21 protein-coding genes and 2 pseudogenes are annotated in these 23,733 nt (G+C 63.5%); 11 read left to right on the forward strand and 12 right to left on the reverse strand.

The window, feature by feature from the left end:
• Positions 1–88 precede the first annotated feature (88 nt).
• Complete coding sequence (locus tag D6B98_RS32870; RefSeq protein ID WP_126261168.1) at positions 89–922, forward strand: IclR family transcriptional regulator; 834 nt, start codon at positions 89–91, stop codon at positions 920–922.
• Positions 923–930: 8 nt separating this feature from the next.
• Here D6B98_RS32870 and rnz read toward each other — a convergent pair whose 3' ends face one another.
• Entirely contained in the window at positions 931–1,836 is a 906-nt protein-coding gene (gene rnz, locus D6B98_RS32875) for a ribonuclease Z (protein WP_126261169.1), read from the reverse strand.
• Between the two features lie 595 nt (positions 1,837–2,431).
• Positions 2,432–3,205: an alpha/beta fold hydrolase gene (locus D6B98_RS32885; protein WP_126261170.1), complete on the reverse strand. Its 774-nt coding sequence runs from the start codon at positions 3,203–3,205 to the stop codon at positions 2,432–2,434.
• Positions 3,206–3,360: 155 nt separating this feature from the next.
• On the opposite strand from D6B98_RS32885, the gene D6B98_RS32890 reads away from it, so the two are divergent.
• The 4 genes and pseudogenes from D6B98_RS32890 to D6B98_RS32905 form a co-directional block, all read left to right on the forward strand.
• A complete protein-coding gene (locus D6B98_RS32890) occupies positions 3,361–4,011 on the forward strand; it encodes a GntR family transcriptional regulator (protein WP_126261171.1) in 651 nt (216 codons plus the stop codon).
• A complete protein-coding gene (locus tag D6B98_RS32895) occupies positions 4,008–5,537 on the forward strand; it encodes an aldehyde dehydrogenase (protein WP_126261172.1) in 1,530 nt (509 codons plus the stop codon). Before D6B98_RS32890 ends, D6B98_RS32895 begins: the two co-directional genes overlap by 4 nt.
• Positions 5,538–5,611: 74 nt before the next feature.
• Complete coding sequence (locus tag D6B98_RS32900) at positions 5,612–6,979, forward strand: MFS transporter (protein WP_126261173.1); 1,368 nt, start codon at positions 5,612–5,614, stop codon at positions 6,977–6,979.
• 161 nt (positions 6,980–7,140) lie between these two features.
• Positions 7,141–7,551, forward strand: a pseudogene (locus D6B98_RS32905) (amidase family protein); the annotation flags it as partial.
• 109 nt (positions 7,552–7,660) lie between these two features.
• On the opposite strand, the gene D6B98_RS32910 reads toward D6B98_RS32905, so the two are convergent.
• From D6B98_RS32910 to D6B98_RS32920, 3 genes are read right to left on the reverse strand one after another with little or no spacing between them, the layout of a single operon-like run.
• A complete protein-coding gene (locus D6B98_RS32910; protein ID WP_126261174.1) occupies positions 7,661–8,560 on the reverse strand; it encodes a bacteriophage abortive infection AbiH family protein in 900 nt (299 codons plus the stop codon).
• 56 nt (positions 8,561–8,616) lie between these two features.
• On the reverse strand, positions 8,617–9,306 hold the full coding sequence (locus D6B98_RS32915) for a hypothetical protein (RefSeq protein WP_126261175.1): 690 nt from the start codon (positions 9,304–9,306) through the stop codon (positions 8,617–8,619).
• Positions 9,303–9,815, reverse strand: a complete 513-nt coding sequence (locus D6B98_RS32920; RefSeq protein WP_245481510.1) for a hypothetical protein — start codon at positions 9,813–9,815, stop codon at positions 9,303–9,305. The genes D6B98_RS32915 and D6B98_RS32920 overlap by 4 nt, the downstream gene beginning before the upstream one ends.
• 174 nt (positions 9,816–9,989) lie before the next feature.
• Between D6B98_RS32920 and D6B98_RS32925 the strand changes: the two genes are divergently transcribed.
• Together D6B98_RS32925 and D6B98_RS32930 are read left to right on the forward strand one after the other, a co-directional pair.
• Entirely contained in the window at positions 9,990–10,772 is a 783-nt protein-coding gene (locus D6B98_RS32925) for a DUF5677 domain-containing protein (protein ID WP_126261177.1), read from the forward strand.
• A 121-nt stretch (positions 10,773–10,893) separates the two neighbouring features.
• Positions 10,894–11,079 (forward strand): hypothetical protein, encoded by a 186-nt coding sequence (locus tag D6B98_RS32930; protein WP_126261178.1) that lies wholly within the window; start codon positions 10,894–10,896, stop codon positions 11,077–11,079.
• 21 nt (positions 11,080–11,100) lie between these two features.
• Here D6B98_RS32930 and D6B98_RS40225 read toward each other — a convergent pair whose 3' ends face one another.
• Positions 11,101–11,241 (reverse strand): hypothetical protein, encoded by a 141-nt coding sequence (locus D6B98_RS40225; RefSeq protein WP_164719029.1) that lies wholly within the window; start codon positions 11,239–11,241, stop codon positions 11,101–11,103.
• Here D6B98_RS40225 and D6B98_RS32935 point away from each other — a divergent pair.
• Entirely contained in the window at positions 11,233–11,625 is a 393-nt protein-coding gene (locus D6B98_RS32935; RefSeq protein ID WP_126261179.1) for an amidase family protein, read from the forward strand. The genes D6B98_RS40225 and D6B98_RS32935 overlap by 9 nt on opposite strands.
• Position 11,626: 1 nt before the next feature.
• Here D6B98_RS32935 and D6B98_RS32940 read toward each other — a convergent pair whose 3' ends face one another.
• Complete coding sequence (locus D6B98_RS32940; RefSeq protein WP_126261180.1) at positions 11,627–12,232, reverse strand: TetR/AcrR family transcriptional regulator; 606 nt, start codon at positions 12,230–12,232, stop codon at positions 11,627–11,629.
• A 199-nt stretch (positions 12,233–12,431) separates the two neighbouring features.
• On the opposite strand from D6B98_RS32940, the gene D6B98_RS32945 reads away from it, so the two are divergent.
• Positions 12,432–13,673, forward strand: coding sequence for an efflux RND transporter periplasmic adaptor subunit (locus tag D6B98_RS32945; protein ID WP_126261181.1), 1,242 nt, complete (start codon positions 12,432–12,434; stop codon positions 13,671–13,673).
• A gap of 154 nt (positions 13,674–13,827) precedes the next feature.
• Complete coding sequence (locus D6B98_RS32950) at positions 13,828–17,016, forward strand: efflux RND transporter permease subunit (protein ID WP_126261182.1); 3,189 nt, start codon at positions 13,828–13,830, stop codon at positions 17,014–17,016.
• Between the two features lie 393 nt (positions 17,017–17,409).
• On the opposite strand, the gene D6B98_RS32960 is transcribed toward D6B98_RS32950, so the two are convergent.
• The 5 genes and pseudogenes from D6B98_RS32960 to D6B98_RS32980 form a co-directional block, all read right to left on the reverse strand.
• Positions 17,410–17,907, reverse strand: coding sequence for an invasion associated locus B family protein (locus D6B98_RS32960; RefSeq protein ID WP_126261183.1), 498 nt, complete (start codon positions 17,905–17,907; stop codon positions 17,410–17,412).
• A gap of 528 nt (positions 17,908–18,435) precedes the next feature.
• The gene (locus tag D6B98_RS32965) at positions 18,436–18,858 is read right to left on the reverse strand and encodes a hypothetical protein (protein WP_126261184.1); all 423 of its coding nucleotides are present in this window, start codon (positions 18,856–18,858) and stop codon (positions 18,436–18,438) included.
• A 12-nt stretch (positions 18,859–18,870) separates the two neighbouring features.
• Entirely contained in the window at positions 18,871–19,092 is a 222-nt protein-coding gene (locus D6B98_RS32970; RefSeq protein ID WP_028135731.1) for a hypothetical protein, read from the reverse strand.
• A 110-nt stretch (positions 19,093–19,202) separates the two neighbouring features.
• Positions 19,203–20,021, reverse strand: coding sequence for a lytic murein transglycosylase (locus tag D6B98_RS32975; RefSeq protein WP_126261185.1), 819 nt, complete (start codon positions 20,019–20,021; stop codon positions 19,203–19,205).
• Positions 20,022–20,056: 35 nt separating this feature from the next.
• Positions 20,057–21,909: pseudogene (locus D6B98_RS32980) on the reverse strand (flavin-containing monooxygenase).
• A 176-nt stretch (positions 21,910–22,085) separates the two neighbouring features.
• Here D6B98_RS32980 and D6B98_RS32985 point away from each other — a divergent pair.
• On the forward strand, positions 22,086–23,711 hold the full coding sequence (locus D6B98_RS32985) for a long-chain fatty acid--CoA ligase (RefSeq protein ID WP_126261186.1): 1,626 nt from the start codon (positions 22,086–22,088) through the stop codon (positions 23,709–23,711).
• The last annotated feature ends 22 nt before the right edge of the window (positions 23,712–23,733 follow it).

Consider the following 23,733-nt stretch of genomic DNA (forward strand, 5'->3'; position numbering starts at 1 on the left):
GCGAACATTTGTTATTACCTTGACCTGTCGTAAAATCAGCCGGCCGCCACGTCAAGGGCGATGGCTGCCATTGGCAAGGTATTCGAGCATGGCCAAGGCCGATAAGAAGGCCACCAAGCGCAAATCGGAATCGCTCCCGAAAAATCCAAAGAACCATGTTGCTTCCGTCGGGAAGGCCTTTGCCGTGCTCCGGAGCTTCAGCAGCGAGCATTTCGAGCTGACCCTGAGCGAGATTGCCGCAACTGCAGGTCTCGATCGCGGGACCACGTTTCGCCTGATCCAGACCCTGGTCGAGCTCGGCTATCTCCAGGCCGTTCCGCAGAGCCGACGGTTCCGCCTCGGGATTGCCTGTCTCGACCTCGGTTACACCGTGCTGTCACGCGGATCGTTGCGGCCGATGGCCGAGCCGCTGCTGCGCGACCTCGTGCCTGATGTTGGCGATGCGGCCTCGCTCGGCATCCTCGACGGCGGCGACGTCGTCTATCTCGCGCGGGTCGGCGCGGGCCTTGACCGCCACAAGATGGACCGCCGCCCCGGCACGCGCATTCCCGCATACAGCGCCGCGCTCGGCCACGTCATGCTGGCGCATCTGTCGCGGGACGAGCAGATCGCGCGGCTGGAAGCGCGCCCACGCGTCAAACTGTCGGAGCGGACGCTGACCGATCTCGATGCCCTGCTCTCCCGGCTCGACCAGGTGAAGAAGAAGGGCCACGCCGTGTCCGACGGCGAGAATGCCTATGGCTTGCGCACGCTGGCAACGCCGATCTTCGACGCGCAGGGACTGGTCATCGGAGGATTGAGCGTCACCGTCGATGCGATGCGCATGGAGATGGCCGCCTTCCGCGACCAGGCGCTGCCGAGGCTGATGCAGGTGACGGCTCAAGTGCAGGATCTCGCGATCAAGTCGGGATTGACGAGCTGAGCGCGCGCCTAGACCACGATGTGATCGAAATCGGCGGCGATCCGGGTGTTCGGAAAGATCCGCGCCGCCTCGGCCAGGATCTCGTCGTCCTCGTATCGTCCGGACAGATGGGTCAGCACGAGTTGGCGGACGTTGCCGGCGGCAGCGAGAGCGGCCGCTTCCGCCGCGGTCAGATGGCCGTAATCCCGCGCGGTTGCGGCGTCGCGCTCGAGGAAGGTCGCCTCGATCACCAGCAGGTCGGCGCCGGCGACGTGTTGCGGCAATCCCTCGGTGGTTTCGGTGTCGCCGATCACCACGAGCTTCTTGCCGCCGCTCGGCGGCCCCAGAACATCTTCCGGATCGACCATGCGATCGCCCTCGATCACGACCGCTCGACCTGCGGCCAACTCGCCGCGCAAGGGACCGTCGGGAACGCCCAACGCCGCGAGCCGATCCGGCTGAAGGTGGCGGCGTGAGGGGCTTTGGAAGGCGAATCCAAAACTGTCGGTATCGCGATGACGAACCGGAAAGCAGGCGATGGCGAAATCGCCGGCGTCGATGACCTGTCCTTCGGACAGCGCTGCGAACTCGACCGCGATCGGCGCCCTGCCCGCACCCCACAGGCCGGCGAGCATTCGGATGACGATGTCGAGCGTGCCCGGCCCGCCGTGAATGCTCATCACCTCGGCGCTCTGCCGCAGCCCCAATGTTGAAAACAGACCGGGGATGCCGAGCACATGATCGAGATGAGCATGCGTTAGCAGCACGCGGTCGAGCCGCCGAAAGCCCGAGCCGCTCCTCAAGAGCTGGCGCTGCGTGCCCTCGCCGCAATCGACCAGGACACGCTTGCCCGCGGCCTCCACGAGGAGAGCCGGATGATTACGTTCCGCGGAGGGAACGCTTGCCGAGGTGCCGAGGAATGTCAGGGCAAACATGGTCGTCGATGTCCAGCGACCGCCCTTCTCCGCGACGGCGCCTCAACGGCCAGCACGGGCGGTCTCACCGCCCCCAATGCCACGCGAGCAGCAGCGCGTACAGCCCCATCGAAGCGGCATAGAGCGCGGCAAGAAGTACGTAGCCTGCGATCCGGCGACTGATCGCCGCCTTCGGCGCAACCCACCAGTCCCGTCTGAGGTAAGTGCAGTCATGGCTTACGCCCCTTCGATGCCCGCGGCCCGGTCTTTTCGTGCGCGCACCGATGCAGGGTGCAGGTGTTGACGCGCCAAAGTGCCAGAACTGTATGTAGAAACCCTTAGAACGTTCCGCATCGATACGGTTTCCGGCGGACGACGCTCAGGTCTTCGCTGCAAGCGGGGCGCTCAAAACAAAAATCGCGAAAACAACCCCATGCACAGTAAAAATCATTGAAGAATTTCGCGCCGCCTGGTGCGAGCCCTGTCAGCAGGCACGCTTGACACGTCGGGCAAAACAGGCGCCGAATTGCGCGATCGCCGACTTTGGATTTACCCTCGCCCCGACGGCAATAACCGCCAGTAAGGCATCGAGTTCAGACGCACGCCCGAACGGCGATCAAGGCAAGAAGCCCTTGAGAGCGCCAAGAAACAGTTGCGGCGCTTGCAGCTGTGGCACGTGCGCGCATCCTGGAATGATCTTGAGTTCGGCGCGCGGCAATCCCGCGGCCAGCTCATGCGACATCGGCGGCGGCGTCGCCTCGTCCTGTTCGCCGACCATGACGAGCACCGGCACGCTCACGCCGGCGAGCTCGGCACGAAGATCAAGGCTTGCCAGCGCATCGCACGCGGCGCGAAACACATCGGGGTCTGTCCGCAGAAAGGCTTCCCGACGCCCGCGCATCAGGTCGAAGTGCTGGGCCTGAAAGTCGGGTGCGAACAGGCGCCGCATCGCGACGTCACTGATTGCCTCCAGCCCCTTCTCTCGCGATATCTTCGCCATGTTGCGGAACGCCTCGCGGCCCGGCTCGGAGAAAACCGCGCCGCAATCAGCCAAAATGAGCTGGCTGGCAATTCCCGGATGACGGATCGCCATCTGCAGGGCGACGAAGCCGCCATAGCCATTGCCGAGCACGATCGACGGCGCGCCGCCCGCGGCATCCCGCACAGCCTCTGCCATCCGGTCCGCGACAGCAGCAAGCCCGCCCGCGACCGGGCGCGAACGGCCGAACCCGGGCAACTCCGGCACGATGGTCTGAAACGATCCCGCAAGCTCCGGCACGATCGCATCGAAGCTGGCCCGATCCGATAGCAGCGAATGGAAAAGAAAGAGCGGCGGCCCCTCGCCCGCCTGCGCGGCGTTGACGGTCTCATTGGCAAGAAGCCTGTCCATGTCCGGCCTGTCCCAAACTGCATCGATCGGATCACGCTCTCTCGCGTGCCCTGGAAGCTCCGATTGATAAATCAATTGACAGGGAATTCAAGCATTCGGCACTTGACGTGAAATATCACGAGTAGGATATTAGCCAACAGGAGACACCAATTTCCATGCTTTTGCGCGAGAATATCTACGACCTTCTTCGAGCTGATATTTTAGCATGTCGCTTTGCGCCGGGCGATGAAATGCGAGAGCAGGATCTGGCGGAACGCTATTCGGTGAGCCGGCAACCGGTCCGGGACGCGCTTTTGCGGCTCCAGCGCGAGCACCTCGTCACGGTCCAGCCCCGTCAGGGCTATCGGGTCACGCCGATCTCGCTCTCGGACGCCCGCGACCTCCTGCGCTTCCGCCTCGCGCTGGAGCCGGCCTGCGTCACCGAGGCGATCGAGAGCGCTCCGGACAGCGTCTTGAAGTCGCTCGACGAATTTCGCCGCTTCTCGGGCAGCCACGAAGAGTTCATCACCTACAACCGCGGCTTTCACACCGCGCTGGCTCATGCCTCCGGCAATCGCCGCATGGCGACCGCGCTGTGCGACCTGATCGGCCAGGCTGACCGGCTGGTTCGCGTCAGCGTCTCCAACCTGAAAGGGCACGACCCGGCCAAGCTCGTCGCCGAGCACGTCGCCCTGATCGACGCCATGCAGAGCCGCGAAACGCGAACCGCGGCGCGCATCATCAAGGCCCACATCGGGGCCACCGAAAAACGTGTGCTGCCGGCCCTCAAGCGCAACGCCGTCATCGTCGAAGAGAGGTCATCATGAACGTGCCATCCAAACCCGCGTCGATCGACGTCGAAACCCACGGCAACTTCATCGATGGGCGTGAAGTCGAGGCCGGAGGCGGCGCGATGCTGGACGTCCGCAATCCCGCCACCGGCGACGTGATCGCCCGCATTCCCAATTCGACCGCCGAAGACATCGACCGCGCAATGAAGAGCGCGCGTGCAGCCTTCGAAGGCAAGGCCTGGGGCGGCATGGACACGCGCGCGCGTGCCAGGCTGGTCAACAGGCTGGCCGATGCCTTCGAAGCCAATCTCGACAGCCTGCATCGGCTGGAAACCCTCAACAATGGCCGCCCAATCAACGAGACCCGCGCCCAGCTCTCCCGACTGCCCGATTTCTTCCGCTACTTCGCGGGCCTCGCGCTGTCGCGCCGCGATTCCGTGATCCCCGTCGAAGGCGCCTATCTGAACTACACGCTCCGCACCCCCATCGGCATCATCGCCAATTGCACGCCGTTCAATCACCCCCTGATGATCCTGTGCAAGTCGCTCGCCGTTGTGCTGGCGACCGGATGCGTGACCGTGGTCAAGCCGTCCGAATACACGCCGCTGACGACCCTGAAGCTGGCGCAGATCTTCACGGATGCGGGCCTGCCGCCCGGCGTCTTCAATATCGTGCTGGGCCTCGGCCCGAGCGCCGGCAAGATGCTGGCCGAGCATGGCGACATCAACAAGCTGGTCCTGACCGGCGGCACCGAGGCGGGCCGCATCGCCGGCAGCGCAGCCGCAAAAGTGTTTGCGCATCAGACCATGGAGCTTGGCGGCAAGACCCCCGTGATGGTGTTCGACGATTTCGACGTCGACAGCGCCGTCAACTATGCCGCCTTCGGCGCCTTCATCGGCGCCGGGCAGACCTGCGTCTGCGCCTCGCGCCATCTCGTCCAGGCCTCGATCTACGACGAGTTCGTCGAGAAGCTGCAGGCCAAGACCCGCACGATCCGCGTCGGCGATCCCTTCGATCCCAGCACCCAAATGGGCCCCGTGATCTCGGCCAAGCAGCGCGACCGCGTTCTCGCCTATGCGGGCTATGGTCACGCCGACGGTGCGCGTCTCCTCACCGGCGGTGTCGCCGCGAAGGTACCGGGCCACGACAACGGCTATTTCGTCGAGCCGACGGTGTTCGCCGACGTCAAATCCGACATGCGCATCTTCCAGGAGGAAGTGTTCGGTCCCTTCACCTCGGTGACGCCGTTCAAGGACGAGGCCGATGCGCTTCGGCTCGCCAACGACTCGCCGTTTGGCCTCGCCGCAGCCATCCGCACCCGCGACGTCGCCCGTGCTCACCGTGTCGCCGCCGCGGTCAAGGCCGGCATCGTCTGGATCAACGATCATCACCGGCTCGATCCAGCCTCGCCCTGGGGCGGCGTCGACGATTCCGGCATCGGCCGGGAATGCGGCACCGAAAGCTTCGACGACCACTTCAACACCAAGAGCGTGATGGTCGCGACGCACGAGCAGCCGTTCGACTGGTATCGCGACACGGCCAATCAGAAGCGGCTGAACTAGCAGGACTGCACCCGGCCGACCGCCCATAGAAGGCGGGCCGCATCAACCAGAATGACAGTCAAGGGAGAGCGTCAATGTCGACATCGGTGAACGCAGGCAGCCGTCTCGATCGGCTTCCGATCGGTCCATTCCACCGCCGCATCATGCTGCTGATCGGCATCGGAATGTTCTTCGACGGTTTCGACATCTACATTGCCGGGACGGTGCTCAGCGTCACGCTGAAATCAGGCTTTTCGACGCTCGCTCAGAACGCGGCCTTCATCTCCGCGACGTTCGTCGGCATGATGCTGGGATCGTTCGGCACCGGCTTCCTCGGCGACCGCCATGGGCGCCGCTTCACCTATCAGTTCAATTTGCTCCTTTTCGGCATCGCTTCCCTTGCCGCGGCATTCGCGCCGAACATGGACTTCCTGATCGCCTGCCGCTTCGTGATGGGCGTCGGGCTCGGCGCGGAGAACGTCGTCGGCTATTCGACGATGACGGAGTTCGTGCCCGCCCGCACCCGCGGCAAATGGCTCGGCCTCACCGCCGTATGCGTCGTGACGGGCTTGCCAGCGGCACTTTTGATCGCATCCGTGCTCGTTCCGCAATTCGGCTGGCGCTCGATGTTCGTGCTCGGCGGCATCGGCGCGCTCGTCGTCTGGTACATGCGCAAGTCGCTGCCGGAATCCCCGCGCTGGCTCGAAGCCGTGGGACGCACCGCCGAGGCGGAAGCGTTGATGCAGGCGATCGAGAAGGAGGCGGCGCAAGGACAGCCCCTGCCTGCTCCAGCGCCCACGACACCCGCTCCGGTCGCGCCCGATCTCGGCACGTTGTTCACTGCGCCCTTGCTGTCGCGGATGATCGTCGGCGCCATCTGCCTGATCACGATCAACACCCTGCTCTATGGCTTCGTGACCTGGTTGCCCGTGTTCTTCGTCAAGCAGGGCCTGTCGGTCGCGACATCGTTCGGCTATTCGCTGCTGATGGCGCTCGGCGCGCCAATCGGCGCGGCCATCGGCGCATTGACCGCCGACCGCTGGGGCCGCAAGCCAACGATCATCGGCGCGTCGCTGATCTCGGTGGCGCTGGGCATGCTCTATCCCATGATCTCGGATCCGATCCTGCTGCCGGCCGTAGGCTTCGCGCTGACGGTGCCGATCTACGTCCTGGTCGCGCTCCTGTTCGGCATCTACATTCCAGAGCTGTTTCCGACCGAGGTCCGGCTGCGTGCGTCAGGCATCGTCAATACGATGGGGCGCGGCGCCACGATCGTCACGCCGTTCCTGGTCGTGTCGCTGTTCGAGTCGCGCGGCGTTGCGGGCGTCATGGCCCTGATGATCGGCTTGCTCGTGGTGCAGATCGTCACGGTCTGGGTACTCGGCATCGAGCCTCGACATCGCAGCCTCGAAGAGCTCAAGGCGGAGGAAACGGCCGCGCCGGTCCTCAAGGAGGCGTCCTGAACCGGACCTCGGCTAATCGCAGTCGTTCCTATCCGAGGCCGGAGCTCCGATGGTCTCCACAGCGTCATGCGCGGGCGCGTCCCGGCCACCCACGCCTTGTCGTGCAGCAATGAGAACGTGGATGCCCGGAACAAGCCCAAGCCCGGGCATCACGACGAGATGCGATAGATGCGGCGCGTGGCGCGGATGCGGCGCTCGACCGCGGCGAGCGGCTGCCGTTGCTCGGCATTCCCGTGACCTTGAAGAAGCCGTTCAACGTCGCCGGCCTGCCGACGACATGGGGCTTTCCCCATTTCAGGGATTTTCAGCCGCCGGAGGACGCCGTCATTGTCTCGCGGTTGAAGGCGGCGGGCGCCGTCATCATCGGTAAGACCAACATCCTGATCGGGCTGCGGGATTTCCACGGGACGACGAACAATCCTTGGGACCTCGGCCGCTCGCCCGGCGGCTCCTCGGGCGGATGCGGAGCTGCATTCGCCGCCGGCTTTGGGCCACTCTCGATCGGCTCGGATATCGGCGGTTCGATCCGGGTGCCCTCGCGACCAGGCGGTCGAGCAGGGCAGGGTCCTACAGCCAGCCGCCATCGAAGCGCACACGCGCGGCGACCGGGCTGCCTGCAACGGGCAGCTCAGTCATCGCCAAACTTATTCCTCTCCGATCTCTCGGACCGCTTCAAATGGCTCAAAACTCATTCAGCAAAGCATACTCAATCAGATGACTTGGCACGCCGAGCGACCCCGTGCGCTGGCGCAGCCCATCAAGATCCCCGTAGTAGCTGACTTTCCAGCGAACACGATTGACGTCGATCCTCGCGATCACCTCCTCGAAGTACGGATGATCGACCTCCGACACCGAATGTCCCATGACAACAATCCGATCGACATCCGACAGCCCGGCAAAGAAGACCGCGTTTTTCTCGATGACTTTAGCGGTAGGCTTGAACGTGTCCCTGAAGTAGTCGTCGACAATTCCCTGCCCTTCGACGACACGCATATCCGCATCCTCCGGGTCTCGCTCGAAACGGTAGGGATCCGGATTTGGATCGGGTTGCCATCCATGGCCCAGCACCAACGTTTCCGTTGGGTTCGCGGCCGCTCCGTGGATATGCAACACATTGCTGTCGGGAACACCGTACAGGCGTTGTAGCGACGGCGTATAATTGAAGTTCAAGAAGATCGCTGAAGGATCAACCGGAACGCGCTGTCCGCTGAATTCAAAGGCGAATGGAACAGGAAGCTGGCGTATCCATTCGGCGAACCGCAACCGCAGCGTCGTCGAGATTGCCTCGACCGCCTGTTGAATCTCGTACTGGTAATCGTGGTGGTATGCATCGCTCCAATCGTCGGCCCCATATCCAACCAGAAAGTTGGATGCGTCCTCAATCAGTGAATCGCTGTCGAAGGAGGCCAACCGGTCCTCGAACTCGGCCCAAAATTGCGCATCCATTGCAAAGTATTTGTCGACCACCTCGTAAGTCTTGGCATCCGACCGCCGCACATACTCTCCGAACGCCTTATAGGATGACGGAATTCCGTGGTAGAGATCGAAGCCGTTTCCGATGATGTAAAGAGTTTTCCCCATCCCAGACCTTCAGTGTTTTCAGGTTCGCCAAAGCATTCGCTCATCTGCCCTGCTCTTCAATCGCTCCCTTCCATATCCGGCTCTGCGATCAACTCCTCGGCCAATTCCGAAAGCCAGGGCGACACATCATCTATCTGAACCGCGTTGGCATGGGCCGCGTAATAATCGCCGACCGTTCGGAAGCGCTCTCCGAACCGATCCGCAAACATCGTCTGCAGCTTTGCATTTCTGCTCAATACACTCGACATGGCCCGACCACCTCGCAAGAACCTGATCGCATGCTCCGTTCCGAGCAAATAGAGGTGCTTACGCTTCTCCGTCGGATGCTCCGCAAGCAGCAGATAGTCCTTGAAAACCGAATTCTGGCGGATCGTCTCAGCCCCGCCTCTCCACCGGATGAATTTGAACTCGGCAACGCGAACATTCGTCTCCAAGTCGAAATCGCGGCCCGTATTTCCCGCACCGAGCGACACAGCTTCAACGCGCTCGTCCGGCTCGAGAATATGTGGCAGGCACATGAGGATGCCGAGCGCATGGATTGTGACATTGATCTGGCCGGCAAGCCGCTTCATGCCGGCCGCCGCCGCGAGCACATCACGTCCAGCCCCAGCATTTGCAAGGAAGCCCGTGCAATCTTCTGCCGACACGCCTCGCACCGCGCGTTCGATGCGCGACAATGTCTGCGTCAGATCCGGGCCGGTAAATCGGGCGAGCAGTTTCACGATCTCAACGGGATCTGCGGTCAATCTGCTCTCCCCAGCTCAGCGCGCATCCACTCCGTCAACTCTTCGTCCAATGCTGCGTCGACATAGACGTCGCAACGGGCTGCGATCCCCGCCTTTACATCGATCACCACATGAAGCCCAACCAGATACCCGTAAGGTCCAGCTTGTTCCGTCATTCCCTGGAGCTTCCAGATGTCCCCTTCAAAGTCCTTATTTGTCGACTTCTTGACCTCGACGACGAGCAAATTTTCACGCTTCCCGACCCGATGCACAATCAGGTCGGGGACGATAGCGTCCTTCCCAATTAACTCATCATCGGTCAGGCCATAGCGAAGGCGTTTGATCACATCCTCGCGTCGATTCCATTCCAGATCGATCGACCAGCCGGCATACTCCCCATGGAGGAGATCCCGAGTTCGAGCGACAAGCGCGCGCTCGGCAGGATCGGCATAAGCAAGATCCTCATCCTGCAGAAGTGCACGCACCGCAGTCGCGAATACTGAAAGTATTTCTTGCAAATCACTCCTCATGACATTCATTTACCATGAAATACCTCAATGAAAATCGGGACATCGACGTGAAAACCAAATTCGGCGGCAAGAAAACAAGACCCCAACACTCTTTGCCTTGCCTATATGCCTGCCGATGGCATCGGGCTCCCGCGAATAACCCCAGCCGTATCATCTTTTCCGGAGCTGCTTTCCGTGACCGAACAGCAATCGCGCTCATCGCAATGGCTTGCCTGGATGAATGACTACGTCGACGCTGCCAGACGCTTCATTTCAGAAGATCCAGTCGACGTCGCCTCAGACGAGGAACGGGAGCTGATAGCGCTCAAAATGGCGCTGTACGCCCGAGCGCTGACGCTATTCGAAGGTGCCCTGCTCCTGCTCGAAAACGACAGACAGCTTGATTTTCGCATCCATTCCCGCAGCGTCATCGAGGCCACGATGTATCTCATCGCTCTCGACCGAAACCCCGATTTCGTCGCGCGAATGAAGGATGACGACTTCAAGAGCAAGCAATCACGCGCCGCTCTCCACCTCAACGCGAAGACGTTCAGCGGCACCGACGACGTCAGGCAGCAGCTTGAGGAGTTTGTCGCTCGAGGCCTCCAGGGTGCAAAGGCAATCCAACTCGGTACGCTCCTGGAGGGCAGCGACTTCGATCGGCTTTATCGCAGCTATCGCGATATATGCGGGGATGCGGCTCACGTGAGTGTCACCGCCCTGAACCGGCACTATATCGAGCACCCCAACATTGGCTTAGCGACATTGACCATCCATCCGGAGCTCGATGACGACGATTTTAAAGTCACGATGACAGAGCTCGGCATCTCGATGACAATCGCGACTCTGCTCATCATGAAGGTCAAAGCAAAAACTGACGTTTGGGACGAATTTCAGACGCTACTCCAACGTTACCGGGCGTTGGCGAGTGATGGGCACGACACCGTCCCCCCATCGAAGCAGGATGAAAACGACTAGGAAATTTCGAATTCAATATCTGGGGAGAGTTTAGGTGGGAAATTTCATTGCAGCAGTTCACGGCGTTTGACAGGTTCTGGTTGGCCGCATCGCCACGATGGATGGGAACGGTACGATTCCCATGGCGCTGTCTGCATCGAAGCCGACCGTATTGCCGCCGCGACACAACGAGCTCAAGGATTTCAGAATCCTCGTGATCGACACGCATCCGCCGATGCCGACGGGTGATGATGTGCGTTCGGCGATTGGCCGAGCGGCTCGAACGAACGGGCGCACGGGTCGCGCGCGCGAGCACGTCACTGACTGACCTCGCCGACTCCGCGCGGCTCTACATGAAGCTGTTGAATGCAGCGCGAAGTCCGCGCCTGACACCGGCCGCCTCGCCGAGGCGCAAGGCATTGCGGCAGCGCTCGCGCCCGACGACCACAGCCTGCAGGCCGAACTCGCGCGCGGCTGGGGCATGCTCCATCGCGAGTGGCTGGCGACCGATGCCGCGCGCCTGCAATTGCAGCTACGCTGGCAGCAGTTCTTCCGCGAGTTTGACGCCGTGATCTATCCGGTCGCCGCCGTACCGGCCTTTCCGCATGACCAGTCCGAACTATTCGACGCGCGGCAACTCGACATCGACGGAACGCTCCCCCTTACGCCGACGCGTGCTTCATCTGGGCCGATCCCGCCCTCGACCTGCAGGCTGCCTGCGACCGCCCTTCCGATCGAGCTTACGTCTGCCGGCCTGCCGGTCGGCGTCCAGATCATCGGGCCGTACCTGGAAGATCGCACGACGATTGCGCTGGCCGGGTTGATCGAGCGCGAGTTCGACGGCTTCGTGCCGCCACCGTCGCTGCCGAGGTGAATCAGGTTCTGTCGGCCGATTGCGCTTCCACCGCCTGCACCGCGACGCTCGCGACCTGCCGCAGCGCTTCGCGGTCCGCGCCTGAAGACGCCATCACGCCCATGCCGACGGACACCGCGGAGACATAACGCGCAAGCGCGGCGGGATCGGCGCTTTCCTTGAGATCACCTTCGGCCTTGGCGCGAACGAAGCGGTCGCGGAGTTGCTCCTCGTTCTGGCCGCGGCGGGCGGCGAGCTCGAAGGGGACGTTCTCGGAGCCGGTGCCGCAGGCGATGCCGCCTTGCACAAGCAGGCAACCGGGCGGATTGGCAGGGTCGGTCTGCTTGTCGGCGATGCCCATTAGCATCCGCTCGGCGACGGCGCGGGCGGTCGGTGCCGCGACCACCTCGTCCATCCAGGCGCCGCGCAATTTGGTGTAGCGATCGAGCGCAGCCTTCAGCAGGCCTTCCTTGTTGCCGAAGCAGGCATAGAGACTCGGAGGATTGATGCCCATGGCCTCGGTGAGCTGGGCGATGGTGGCGCCCTCATAGCCATGGCGCCAAAACACTTCCATCGCCTGATCCAACGCCGTTTCGGCGTCGAATTCGCGGGGGCGTCCCATGCGCATGTGCCTGTCTCCTCGGAATTGGCGGACCGTATCAGCCTAACGCCAGCCCTATCTATTTGTTCTGGCTTTCTTTTCTTGTGTCTTCCAATTGTCGCGGTATCGACGTACATTTTTTTCTTAGTGATTGGTACATAAGTATCTTGCGCTGCGGTATCCAGCTCCACATCTGTAGTGAACACTACATATCTGGAGCGCGCAAATGCACCCCTCCCAAGAAACGTCTTCCGCCGGCCGTTTTCGCCGTCTTCTCGGCGGCGTCGCCGTCGTGGGCGCCCTCGCCCTCGCAGGCTCGATCGCGACCGGCCACTATTTCCACGCCGCCCAGGCGACGGCAACGGCCGCGGCAGCTGAACAGGCCGTCTCCGTCACCGTCGCGCTGATCGAACCGAAGCAGACCGTGCTGTGGGACGATTTCTCCGGCCGGCTCGAAGCCATCCACCGCGTCGAGCTACGCCCGCGCGTTGCGGGCGCGATCCTCTCCGCCAACTTCACCGAAGGCGCGCTGGTGAAGGCCGGCGACGTCCTGTTCAAGATCGACCCGGCGCCCTACGCGGCCGAGGTCGACAAGGCCAATGCCCAGCTCGAGGCGGCAAAAGCACGCGTGGTGTTCACCAACAGCGAGGTCGAACGCGGCGCGCAGCTGGTCGGCAACGCCGTGGTAACGCGGCGCGATTTCGACCAGCGCGAGAACGCCAACCGCGAAGCGATCGCCAACGTGAAGGCGGCCGAGGCGACGCTCCAGACCGCAAGGCTCAATCTCGACTACACCGAGGTGCGCGCGCCCGTGGACGGCCGCGTCGGCAAGATCGAGGTCACCGTCGGCAATCTCGTCGCCGCCGGCACCGCCTCCCCGGTGCTGACCTCGCTGGTCTCGGTCAATCCGATCTACGCCTCGTTCGATGCGGATGAAGAGGTCGTGCTGCGCGCGCTGAACTCGATCGCGGATGCCTCCGGCCAGCGCGGCAAGCTCGACCAGATCCCCGTGGAGATGACGACTTCCGGCGGCCTCTCGGCGAAGGGCCACATCCAGCTCATCGACAACCAGGTCAACGGCCAGAGCGGCACCATCCGGGTCCGGGCGGTGTTCCGGAACGAGGATGGCCGTCTCATTCCCGGCCAGTTCGCCCGCGTGCGCATGGGGCAGCCGAAGCAGCAGTCGCTGGTGATGATCGACGAGCGCGCGATCGGCACCGACCAGGACAAGAAGTTCGTGATGGCGGTCGGCGACGACAGCCGGGCGGTGTACCGGCCGGTCACGCTCGGCGGCGCCGTGGATGGGTTGCGCGTCGTGACCGAGGGCCTGAAGCCCGGCGACCGCATCGTCGTCAACGGCCTGCAGCGCGTGCGACCGGGTGCGCTGCTCAAGACGGAGGTGGCGGCAATGGGTGCGCGTGGGCAGCAGGCCTCCAATCACAGCAATCAGGACGTGGTGCAACGCTAACGTCATCCCGGGGCGCGCGTAGCGCGAACCCGGGATCCAGCAGTTACGAGACTCCGATCGCTTCACCTCCAGATTCCGGGTTCGCGCTTCGCGCGCCCCGGAATGACGACGGAGCTGTGTGGAGACGACCAAGATATTGCCCAGGGGCAAGGCCATGAATCTCTCAAAGTTCTTCATCGATCGTCCGATTTTCGCCGGCGTGCTGTCGGTCCTGATCTTCCTTGCCGGCCTGATCTCGCTGTTCGCGATGCCGATCTCGGAATACCCCGATGTCGTGCCGCCCTCCGTCGTCGTGCGCGCGACCTATCCCGGCGCCAATCCCAAGGTGATTGCGGAAACGGTGGCAACGCCGATCGAGGAGCAGATCAACGGCGTCGAGAACATGCTGTATATGTCGAGCCAGGCGACCACCGACGGCGCGATGACGCTGACGGTGACGTTCCGGCTCGGGACCGACCCCGACAAGGCGACGCAGCTGGTGCAGAACCGCGTGCAGCAGGCCGAGCCGCGCCTGCCCGCCGTGGTCCGCCAGCTCGGCATCATCACCAAGAAGTCCTCGCCCGACCTCACGATGGTCGTGCATCTGTTGTCGCCGAACGGCCGCTACGACATGACGTATTTGCGCAATTACGCGGTGCTCAACGTCAAGGACCGGCTGGCGCGGATCGACGGCGTGGGCGACGTGCAGCTCTATGGTGCCGGCGACTATTCGATGCGAGTCTGGGTCGATCCGCAGAAGGCCGCCGAGCACGGCCTGACCGCGAGCGACATCGTGCGCGCGATCCAGGCGCAGAATGTCGAGGCCGCCGCCGGCGTGGTCGGCTCCTCCCCGAACGTCAAGGGCATCGACCTGCAACTGTCCGTCAACGCAGAAGGCCGGCTCGCCAACGAGGAGCAGTTCGGCGACATCGTGGTCAAGACCGGCACGCGCGGCGAAATCGTGCGCCTGCGCGACCTCGCGCGCATCGAGCTCGGCGCCTCCGAATACGGCCTGCGCTCGCTACTGGACAACAAGCAGGCGGTGGCGATCCCGATCTTCCAGGCACCCGGCTCCAACGCGCTGCAGATCTCCGACAACGTCCGCGCGACCATGGCCGAGATCAAGAAGAACATGCCGGAGGGCGTGTCCTATCAGATCGTCTACGACCCCACCCAGTTCGTACGCTCCTCGATCGAGGCGGTGATCCATACGCTGCTGGAAGCGATCGCGCTGGTGGTGCTGGTCGTGATCCTGTTCCTGCAGACCTGGCGCGCCTCGATCATCCCGCTGCTGGCGGTGCCGGTGTCGATCGTCGGCACCTTTGCCGTGATGCACGTGTTCGGGTTCTCCATCAACGCGCTCAGCCTGTTCGGCCTCGTGCTCGCGATCGGCATCGTCGTCGACGACGCCATCGTCGTGGTCGAGAACGTCGAGCGCAACATCGAGGCCGGGCTGTCGCCGCGCGATGCCACCTATCAGGCGATGCGCGAGGTGTCGGGGCCCATCATCGCCATCGCGATGGTGCTGATCGCGGTGTTCGTGCCGCTCGCCTTCATCTCCGGCCTCACCGGGCAGTTCTACAAGCAATTCGCGCTGACGATCGCGATCTCGACGGTGATCTCCGCCGTCAACTCCCTGACGCTGTCGCCGGCGCTGTCGGCGCTGCTGCTCAAGGGGCACAACGAGCCGAAGGACCGGCTGACGCGGATCATGGAAAAGAGCCTCGGCTGGTTCTTCCGTGGCTTCAACAAGGCCTTCACACGCTCCTCGGAGAACTACGGCGCCTCCGTCACCAAGGTGATCTCGGGCAAGGCTGCCGTGATGGGCCTGTATGTGCTGCTGGTCGGCCTCACCGCCCTGTTGTTCCAGCAGGTGCCGAGCGGCTTCGTGCCCGGTCAGGACAAGCAGTACCTGGTCGGCTTCGCCCGCCTGCCCGACGGCGCGACCCTCGACCGCACCGAAGAGGTGATCCGCAAGATGAGCGACATCGCGCTGACCCAGCCCGGTGTCGAAAGCTCGGTGGCCTTCCCCGGCCTGTCGATCTCCGGCTTCACCAACTCGTCCAATGCCGGCATCGTGTTCTCGACGCTGAAGCCATTCGACGAGCGCAAGGATCCCTCGCTGAGCGGGAATGCCATTGCGGCCGAGCTGAACAAGAAATATGCCGGCATCCAGGAAGCCTTCATCGCCATGTTCCCGCCGCCGCCGGTCAACGGTCTCGGCACCATCGGCGGCTTCAAGCTGCAGATCGAGGACCGCGCCGGTCTCGGCTATGACGCGCTGAACGAGGCGACCAAAGCGTTCATGGCGGCGATGCAGAAGGCGCCCGAGATCGCCGGCGTGTTCTCGAGCTTCCAGGTCAACGTGCCCCAGCTGTTCGCCGACATCGACCGCACCAAGGCGCTGCAGCTTGGCGTGCCCGTCACCGAGGTCTTCAACACGCTCCAGATCTACCTCGGCTCCTACTACGTCAACGACTTCAACAAGTTCGGCCGCACCTATTCCGTCCGCGTGCAGGCCGACGCGCCGTTCCGCGCGCGTGCCGACGACATCAGGCAGTTGAAGGTGCGCTCGTCCTCGGGCGACATGGTGCCGTTGTCGGCGCTGCTCAAGATCCGCCAGAGCGCGGGGCCGGAGCGCGCGATCCGCTACAACGGATTCCTGTCATCCGACATCAACGCGGCGGCCGCGCCCGGCTTCTCCTCAGGCCAGGCCCAGGAGGCGGCGACGCGGATCGCGGCCGAGGTGCTGCCGCCCGGCTTTGCCTTCGAATGGACCGACCTGACCTATCAGGAGTTCATCGCCGGCAATTCCGGCATCTGGGTGTTCCCGCTGGCGATCCTGTTGGTGTTCCTGGTGCTGGCCGCGCTCTATGAGAGCCTGACCCTGCCGCTCTCGATCATCATGATCGTGCCGATGGGCCTCCTGGCAGCGATGTTCGGCGTCTGGATCTCCAAGGGCGACAACAACGTCTTCACCCAGATCGGCTTGATCGTGCTGGTCGGCCTCTCCGCCAAGAACGCGATCCTGATCGTCGAATTCGCGCGGGAGCTCGAATTCGCAGGCCGCACGCCGATCCGGGCCGCGATCGAGGCGAGCCGCTTGCGGCTTCGTCCGATCCTGATGACGTCGATGGCGTTCATCATGGGCGTGCTGCCGCTGGTGCTCTCGACCGGCGCAGGCTCGGAGATGCGGCGCGCCATGGGCGTCGCCGTGTTCTCCGGCATGATCGGCGTCACCGTGTTCGGCCTGTTCCTGACGCCGGTGTTCTATGTGCTGCTGCGGACCGTCACCGGCATGAAGCCGCTGACGCATCACGGCAGCGACATCAGCGCGGCGCCGGCCCAGCCTGTGAGCCACTAAAGCATGATGGGATGAGGCCTGGGTGCCGCGATGAGGGAGCTGCACTCCCTCTCCCGCTTGCGGGAGAGGGCTGGGGAGAGGGTGTCTCCCCAATGGGACAATCCCCAAGAGGAGAAAGCCCTCTCCCGGCGCGCGGGACGATGCTTCGCATCGCCCGGACGCGCCGACCTCTCCCGCAAGCGGGAGAGGTGAACGACCCTGCTGCAATCGGTTCAACCTAAAGCCATTCCGCTCCAAACCTGGGCGATTCCCGCGAGCCGCAACAACGAGCACGGTCTTGCGAAAGACCGTCTCGTTGACGCGGGGGAACGCGATCACGCCGAGCGCGGAGCCGCCGAACAACGCCGGCAGGCCGATGGCGAGGTCGACGAAGACCTCGCCGGCATCGGCAAGCTATTTCCGGTTCTCCTCGCAGAACTTCAACGCGGCCAGCGCTTCGCCGGCGCGCGGTATCTGCATCTCGATGCTGTCGTCGTCATCGTCTTCGAAGTCGAGCGTGAGGCGCTTGGCCTTCGACAGGCGGTCCATCATCGACTGGTCGTATTCGAAGATGCCGCGCACGGTGGTCCTGTCCATGACCTCCCACTTCGCCTTCTTCATGATGTCCGCATCGTCAGTGCCGATATCGGCCCGAAGGATCTCGCCGACCGTCTCCCACTCCCAGCCGTCGTAGATCATCACGATCACGATCGTCTTCTCGGAATAGGTGATCACGATGACGTAGTCGCGGTTCTCGTCGTCCTTGTCCTTGTAGCCCCGGCTTGCATTGCAGTGCGTATCCTGCGTCCGCTTTTCGATGGTCCAGTCACCGACCCTGGATTTTTGTGCCAGCGCCGGCCCTGCCCCCAGGACGCCTGCGGCCAGCAAAACGGCGAGAAGGAATCGGTTCATGTCAGCCTCCAGCGCGCATCCCGAGCGAGATGACCATCTCCGCGGGAGAGCCGCAAGGGTCCGTGCCGGCCGGAAGACGTGCCTTCATCCTGATCCGGCCCCGGGATTTGGTGCGGCCGCAGCGCACAAACCCGCCTTCCGGGTTCCCCGCGAAACCCCATTCCCGACGCGACGAAACACCCCTGAAACAGATCGCCGGTTAAGTGGTTGTCAAAACAAGTACAGGGACGGCCACCATGCAATTCCTTCTTGACCTGATCTACGAATATTCCTGCTGTCAGAACCTCGTCGCCCAGCCGCCACGGGAGGACGAGCTATGATCGAGCTGATCTCCGCCCTTCTTGCCCTTTGCAGCGTCGGCGTTTTCGCAGCGCATGCGGTGGATGCCTACCGCACCACGCACTCCTGATCGGTTCGCTCTTCCGGCACTAAAGCGCGATGCAATTAAGATGAATCGTCATCGCGCTTTAGGTTGTTGTTAAGCATGATCACTTCGGAAAACCGCTGCGCACTTTTCCGGATCATGCTTCAGAACGGTCGCCGGTAGAAATGCTCCGAGTGCGTTGCCGCTGGAAAGCGGTTGGCGAGCGCCAACGCTCCCCTCTCGTCCGTTTCGAGCGCGATCTTCTGCGCCAGCATCACGTCGCCCGGGACGAGAAAGCCTGACGGGACGAAGCACCAGCCCATCGTCGCATGCCCGGCCTCGTCGATCTCGTGGACATTGGCGGCGGTGCCGTAGTGGATGCGGTATGTCCTTCCGGTATCACAGCCGACGACGTCGAAATACCGGTGCTCTTCGAACTGCGCGCGCTGCGCCGGCGACAGCCATTCAGCCAGAAGCCGGCGGCCACGAGCATCCGGCGTGTTCTCGCCGAAGAACCGCCGATAGAGTTCACGCAGCGCATGCAAACGCGCACGCGCCGGCGCGCGGAGCCAAACTGCCGCGATCATGTGCAGCTCAGATCAACCGCCGACCAGGCGGGGATAGAACAGCGTTTCCTGCGCGGTCGGATCGAACGATTTGATGCGGGTGACCTCGCCAGGTCCGGTTCGCAGGGCGGCGGTGAAGCCGGCCCCGGTCAGCTCCCGAAAGCGCCGTTCGGCTCGCGCCAGCGCTTCGGCATTGCCAGGATCAAACTCGTGGCGCGTATCGCCCGTCTGGTCCATCACGATCTGGGTTGCCATGTTGAGTCTCCTCATGCCCACCCCTGAAGCTGATCAAAGCAAACGTCGTGCCGTCGGTTCCTGTTGGCAACAATTTTCTCGTGCCGGCGCATCACGCCTTGCTGAACTGGTCAGCGCGAGGCGGCCGCCGCTCCGCCCTCGTCGATCTGCCGGCCCATCAAAGCGATCGCCTTTTGATAGACGCCGGCGGCATTCCAGGCCTCGATAGCGGCGAAATTCGGCTCGCCCGGCTGGTACCCGGCTCCCGCGCGCCAGCCATGAGCCTTCAGGAAATTCGCCGTCGAATTCAGCGCGTTGGCGGCCACCTCGAGATTGCCGGTGCCGTAGGCCAGGATGCTTTTGGGCATGAACTGGGTCTGACCGACCTCCCCGTGCATGGAGCCGCGGGTCGCCCCCGACAGCGTGCCGCGGTCGATCAGCTTCAGCGCGGCGTAGAGCTGGTCGGTGAAGAATTCGGGACGGCGGCAGTCATAGGCAAGGGTTGCGATCGACGACAGCATGTTCTGGTTGCCGCGCTGGCTGCCGAAACCGGTCTCCATGCCCCAGATCGCGATCAAGGGTCCGGGCGGGACGCCATAGCGCTGCTGGATGGAGGCGAACAAGGCAGCCTGTGACTGCTTAAGCTGCCGCCCCTTGGCGACGATGGTGGTGGCGCCGCGCTTGGCGAGAAACTGGTCGAGCGTCAGTGAAAAGCTGCGCTGGCCGCGGTCGGCCGCGATGGTGGCACTGGCGTAGTTGGCCTGCATCAGGGCCGCGAGCGCGGTCTGGCCGATGCCCTTGCCTTGCGCCTCCGCGCTGAACTCGCGCTTCCAGGCCTCGAACCCGCCGGGTCCGTTGCCGCAAGTGGCAGCCTCGGCGGCGGGCGCCAGGCACCCAAACAGCGCCATCGCGCCAAAAAACGCTCCCGCAACAGCCCTGCCCCTGATCATGCCCAGCATCTCCCGTCCTGTACCGATCGGCAATCTTACCCCCTCGAAGGCGCCGACTCCATGGCGCGATCATAGGTCAATTCCAGCCCCGCCAGATTGCCTTCCCTGCGCCATTTGTCGAGCAGCCGCAGGAACGCCACCGGCCCGCGCCAATATTGGCTGTTTCTTGCCGCGATCGGATCGAACACGCCTTCATTGTTGTAGTAGCCGGGCGTGCATTCGGCGAGATAGGTCTGCCGGCCGATCGCGGCCTTGACGACCTCGTCGACCCAGGCATTCTCGGCGGCAAGTGTCGGCTCGAGCGTTCTGGCGCCGCGCTTGCGTGTCTGGTCGATGACATAGGCGATGTGCTGCGACTGCTCGTCGATGATGTGCGGGAAGTTGGCGCTCTGGCCGGCCTGCACGGTGACGATCAGGAAGCAATTCGGGAAGCCGCGGCTGTAGAAGCCATGCATCGTCTTGACGCCGCCCTGCCAGCGTTTGGACAGGCTCATGCCGCCGCGGCCATAGACCTCAAAGCCCATGCGCCGGGCGTAATCGGTGCCGACCTCGAAACCGCTGGCGTAGATCAGGCAGTCGAGCTCATAGGCCTTGCCGCCAGCCATGACCGCATTCTCGGTGATGCGATCGACGCCCCGCCCTTTGGTGTCGACGAGATGAACGTTGGGACGATTGAAAGTGTCGAGATATTCGTCGTGAAAGCATGGCCGCTTGCAGAACGCCTTGTACCAGGGCTTGAGCGCCTCCGCCGTCGCCTTGTCCTTGACGACCGCGTCGACCCGGGCGCGGATCTCCTCCATCTTGCGGTAGTCGGCCTGCTCGATGACCTTCAGCGCCTCTTCCATCGAGGTGACCGGTTGCGGCTGCCGACGCGGCGCGAGCAGGATCTCGCCGAGCAGACCGGTCCAGCCGTCCTGCACCAGATCCCGCTCGAACGGCTCGCCTGAGATCACGGCGGTGAAATTGTCCATGCGCTCGCGCTGCCAACCCGCCTTCAGGCTCTCCGCCCAGCCCGGATCCGTCGGCCGGTCGTCGCGCACGCCGATCGCGGACGGCGTGCGCTGGAACACATAGAGCTCCTTCGCCGAACGGCCGAGATGTGGCACGCATTGCACGGCGGTGGCACCGGTGCCGATGATGCCGACGCGCTTGTCGGCAAGTCCGGTCAGACCACCATCGGCGTTGCCGCCGGTGTAGCCGTAGTCCCAACGGCTGGTATGAAAGCTGTGGCCTTCGAAGCTCTCGATGCCGGGAATGCCGGGCAGCTTCGGCCGGCTGAGCGGGCCTCCGGCGAGAATGACGAAGCGTGCGCGGACCTGGTCGCCCCGATCGGTCTCGACCAGCCAACGCGCCTCCTCCTCCTGCCACACCATGCGGGAGATGACGGTCTGAAACAGCGCGCGCTCGTAGAGACCGAAATGACGGCCGATGCGGCGGGAATGCTCGTAGATCTCCGGCGCCCGGGCGTATTTGCGCACCGGCATGTAGCCGGTCTCTTCCAGCAGCGGCAGGTAGATGTAGCTCTCGGTATCGCAGGCGGCTCCAGGATAACGATTCCAGTACCAGGTGCCGCCGAAATCGGCCGCCTTTTCCACGATGCGGAAATCATCGATGCCGGCCTCGCGCAAGCGCGCGCCACATAGAAGCCCGCCGAAGCCGCCGCCGACGACAAGCACCTCGGTCTCTTCACGGACAGGTGCGCGCGCAAAGCCGGGATCGGCCCAGGGGTCGTCGAGGTAGCGACTGAGGCCCCGACCACCTCGACATATTGAGCCTTGCCTTCGGCACGCAAACGGCGATCGCGCTCCTCGCGATAGCGCGCACGAAGGGCCGCGATGTCGACGGTAGGTTCGCCGGCTGCACCGGTCTTGTGTCTTTCCGCTGACATGCATGTCCTCCACTCAGGGTGCTGCTTCGTCGGCAGCTCGCCTCACGTTAGCCCCGAAGAAGTGAGGCATGCAATCACGTCCAACTTTTTTGCGTGAACGCCGCGCGACGTTCCGCTAACCTCGCGCGCAAATCACAAGCGTGCGCCACGCAACGACGTGGCTTCCGGAGGAGACCATGCAGGGATTGATGATGGACATGCCGCTTCTGATCAGCGGCTTGATCCAGTATGCCGCCGACTATCACGGCGAGGCCGAGGTCGTCGCACGCGAAATCGAGGGCGACATTCATCGCTACACCTATGCGGATGCCCACCCGCGCATCAAGCGCATGGCGCTGGCGTTGAAGCGGCTCGGCATGACGCAAGGCGACCGCGCTGGCACGCTGGCCTGGAACACCCATCGGCATTTCGAGATGTTCTACGCCGCACCGGGCATGGGCTACGTGTTGCACACCGTCAACCCGCGGCTGTTTCCCGAGCAGCTCGTCTACATCATCAACCACGCCGAAGACCGCCTGCTGTTCATCGACCGCGCCACGCTGCCGATCGTCGAAGCGATCGCGCCGCAGCTCAAGACGGTCGAGGCTTACGTCGTGATGTCCTCGCGCGAGCGGATGCCCGAGACGAAGCTCGCAAGCGTGCATTGCTACGAGGAGCTTCTGGAGACGGAGAACGACGCAGGCTTCACCTGGCCGGAGTTCGACGAGAAGTCCGCTTCGACCATCTGTTACACCTCGGGCACGACCGGTAATCCCAAGGGCGTGATCTATTCGCACCGCGCCGCCATCCTGCAGACCATGACCTGCTGCAATTTCGATTTCCTGCCGGGTCATGTCGAAGGCGTGCGCGAAGTGATGATGCCGATGGCGCCGCTGTTCCACGGCAACGGCTGGAATATGCCGTTCACCGCGCCCTATACCGGCTCGAAGCTGGTGCTACCCGGCCGCAATTACGAGCCCGACAAGCTCTACGAGCTGCTCGAAGGCGAGAAGGTGACGCTGTCGGCCGGCGTGCCGAGCTTCTGGCTGATCCTGCTCGATTGGCTCGGTCGCACCGGCAACAGGTTCTCCACCCTGCGCGCGACGTTGTCGTCGGGCTCGGCCCCGCCGCGCGCGATGGTCGAGAAGCTGAAGCGCGAGTACGGCATCGACTATATCCAGGCCTGGGGCATGACCGAGGCCCTGGGCTGCTCGATGCCGGGTCTGCGGCCCGGCTCGGAGCACCTCAGCGAGAAGGAGAAATTCGACCGCCGCCAGGTGTCGGGCCGCGCCTGTTTCGGCACCTCTCTTCGTATCGTCGACGACGCCGGAAACGAGCTGCCGCGCGACGGCAAGACCGTCGGTCATCTGCGCGCCCGCGGCCCCTGGGTCGCCTCCGGCTATATGAAGCTGGACGAAGGTCTCGACCGCGACGGCTGGCTGATCACCGGCGACATGGCGGTGATCGACCACCAAGGCCACGTCACGCTGACCGACCGCTCCAAGGACGTGATCAAATCCGGCGGCGAATGGATCTCCTCGATCCAGCTCGAGGACGTCGCGCTGTCGCATCCCGATGTGCTGCAGGCTGCGGTGGTCGCGATCCATCATGACAAATGGCAGGAGCGCCCCCTGCTGCTCGTTGTCCGCAAGAAAGGCGCGACCGTCGACGGCAAGACGCTGCTCGACCATATGCGCCCGAAGATCGCGAGCTGGTGGATGCCGGACGCGGTCGAATTCCTCGACGAGTTTCCGATGACGGGGACCGGAAAGGTGCTGAAGTCGGCGCTGCGCGAGAAATTCAAGGAATATCGCGTCGCATAGGCCGGCGCGCGCGAAAGAATGC

The organism is Bradyrhizobium sp. LVM 105, from assembly GCF_003957705.1.
Classification (GTDB): domain Bacteria; phylum Pseudomonadota; class Alphaproteobacteria; order Rhizobiales; family Xanthobacteraceae; genus Bradyrhizobium; species Bradyrhizobium frederickii.

Coding starts and splice junctions, on each gene's coding strand:
- D6B98_RS32960 (WP_126261183.1), bottom strand. CDS start 17,907: ATGAACCGATTCCTTCTCGCCGTTTTGCTGGCCGCAGGCGTCCTGGGG.
- D6B98_RS32985 (WP_126261186.1), top strand. CDS start 22,086: ATGCAGGGATTGATGATGGACATGCCGCTTCTGATCAGCGGCTTGATC.
- D6B98_RS32950 (WP_126261182.1), top strand. CDS start 13,828: ATGAATCTCTCAAAGTTCTTCATCGATCGTCCGATTTTCGCCGGCGTG.
- D6B98_RS32920 (WP_245481510.1), bottom strand. CDS start 9,815: ATGAGGAGTGATTTGCAAGAAATACTTTCAGTATTCGCGACTGCGGTG.
- D6B98_RS32970 (WP_028135731.1), bottom strand. CDS start 19,092: ATGGCAACCCAGATCGTGATGGACCAGACGGGCGATACGCGCCACGAG.
- D6B98_RS32930 (WP_126261178.1), top strand. CDS start 10,894: ATGGCGCTGTCTGCATCGAAGCCGACCGTATTGCCGCCGCGACACAAC.
- D6B98_RS32910 (WP_126261174.1), bottom strand. CDS start 8,560: ATGGGGAAAACTCTTTACATCATCGGAAACGGCTTCGATCTCTACCAC.
- D6B98_RS32890 (WP_126261171.1), top strand. CDS start 3,361: ATGCTTTTGCGCGAGAATATCTACGACCTTCTTCGAGCTGATATTTTA.
- D6B98_RS32965 (WP_126261184.1), bottom strand. CDS start 18,858: ATGATCGCGGCAGTTTGGCTCCGCGCGCCGGCGCGTGCGCGTTTGCAT.
- D6B98_RS32975 (WP_126261185.1), bottom strand. CDS start 20,021: ATGATCAGGGGCAGGGCTGTTGCGGGAGCGTTTTTTGGCGCGATGGCG.
- D6B98_RS32900 (WP_126261173.1), top strand. CDS start 5,612: ATGTCGACATCGGTGAACGCAGGCAGCCGTCTCGATCGGCTTCCGATC.
- D6B98_RS32945 (WP_126261181.1), top strand. CDS start 12,432: ATGCACCCCTCCCAAGAAACGTCTTCCGCCGGCCGTTTTCGCCGTCTT.
- D6B98_RS32870 (WP_126261168.1), top strand. CDS start 89: ATGGCCAAGGCCGATAAGAAGGCCACCAAGCGCAAATCGGAATCGCTC.
- D6B98_RS32895 (WP_126261172.1), top strand. CDS start 4,008: ATGAACGTGCCATCCAAACCCGCGTCGATCGACGTCGAAACCCACGGC.
- D6B98_RS40225 (WP_164719029.1), bottom strand. CDS start 11,241: ATGGAGCATGCCCCAGCCGCGCGCGAGTTCGGCCTGCAGGCTGTGGTC.
- rnz (WP_126261169.1), bottom strand. CDS start 1,836: ATGTTTGCCCTGACATTCCTCGGCACCTCGGCAAGCGTTCCCTCCGCG.
- D6B98_RS32935 (WP_126261179.1), top strand. CDS start 11,233: ATGCTCCATCGCGAGTGGCTGGCGACCGATGCCGCGCGCCTGCAATTG.
- D6B98_RS32885 (WP_126261170.1), bottom strand. CDS start 3,205: ATGGACAGGCTTCTTGCCAATGAGACCGTCAACGCCGCGCAGGCGGGC.
- D6B98_RS32940 (WP_126261180.1), bottom strand. CDS start 12,232: ATGCGCATGGGACGCCCCCGCGAATTCGACGCCGAAACGGCGTTGGAT.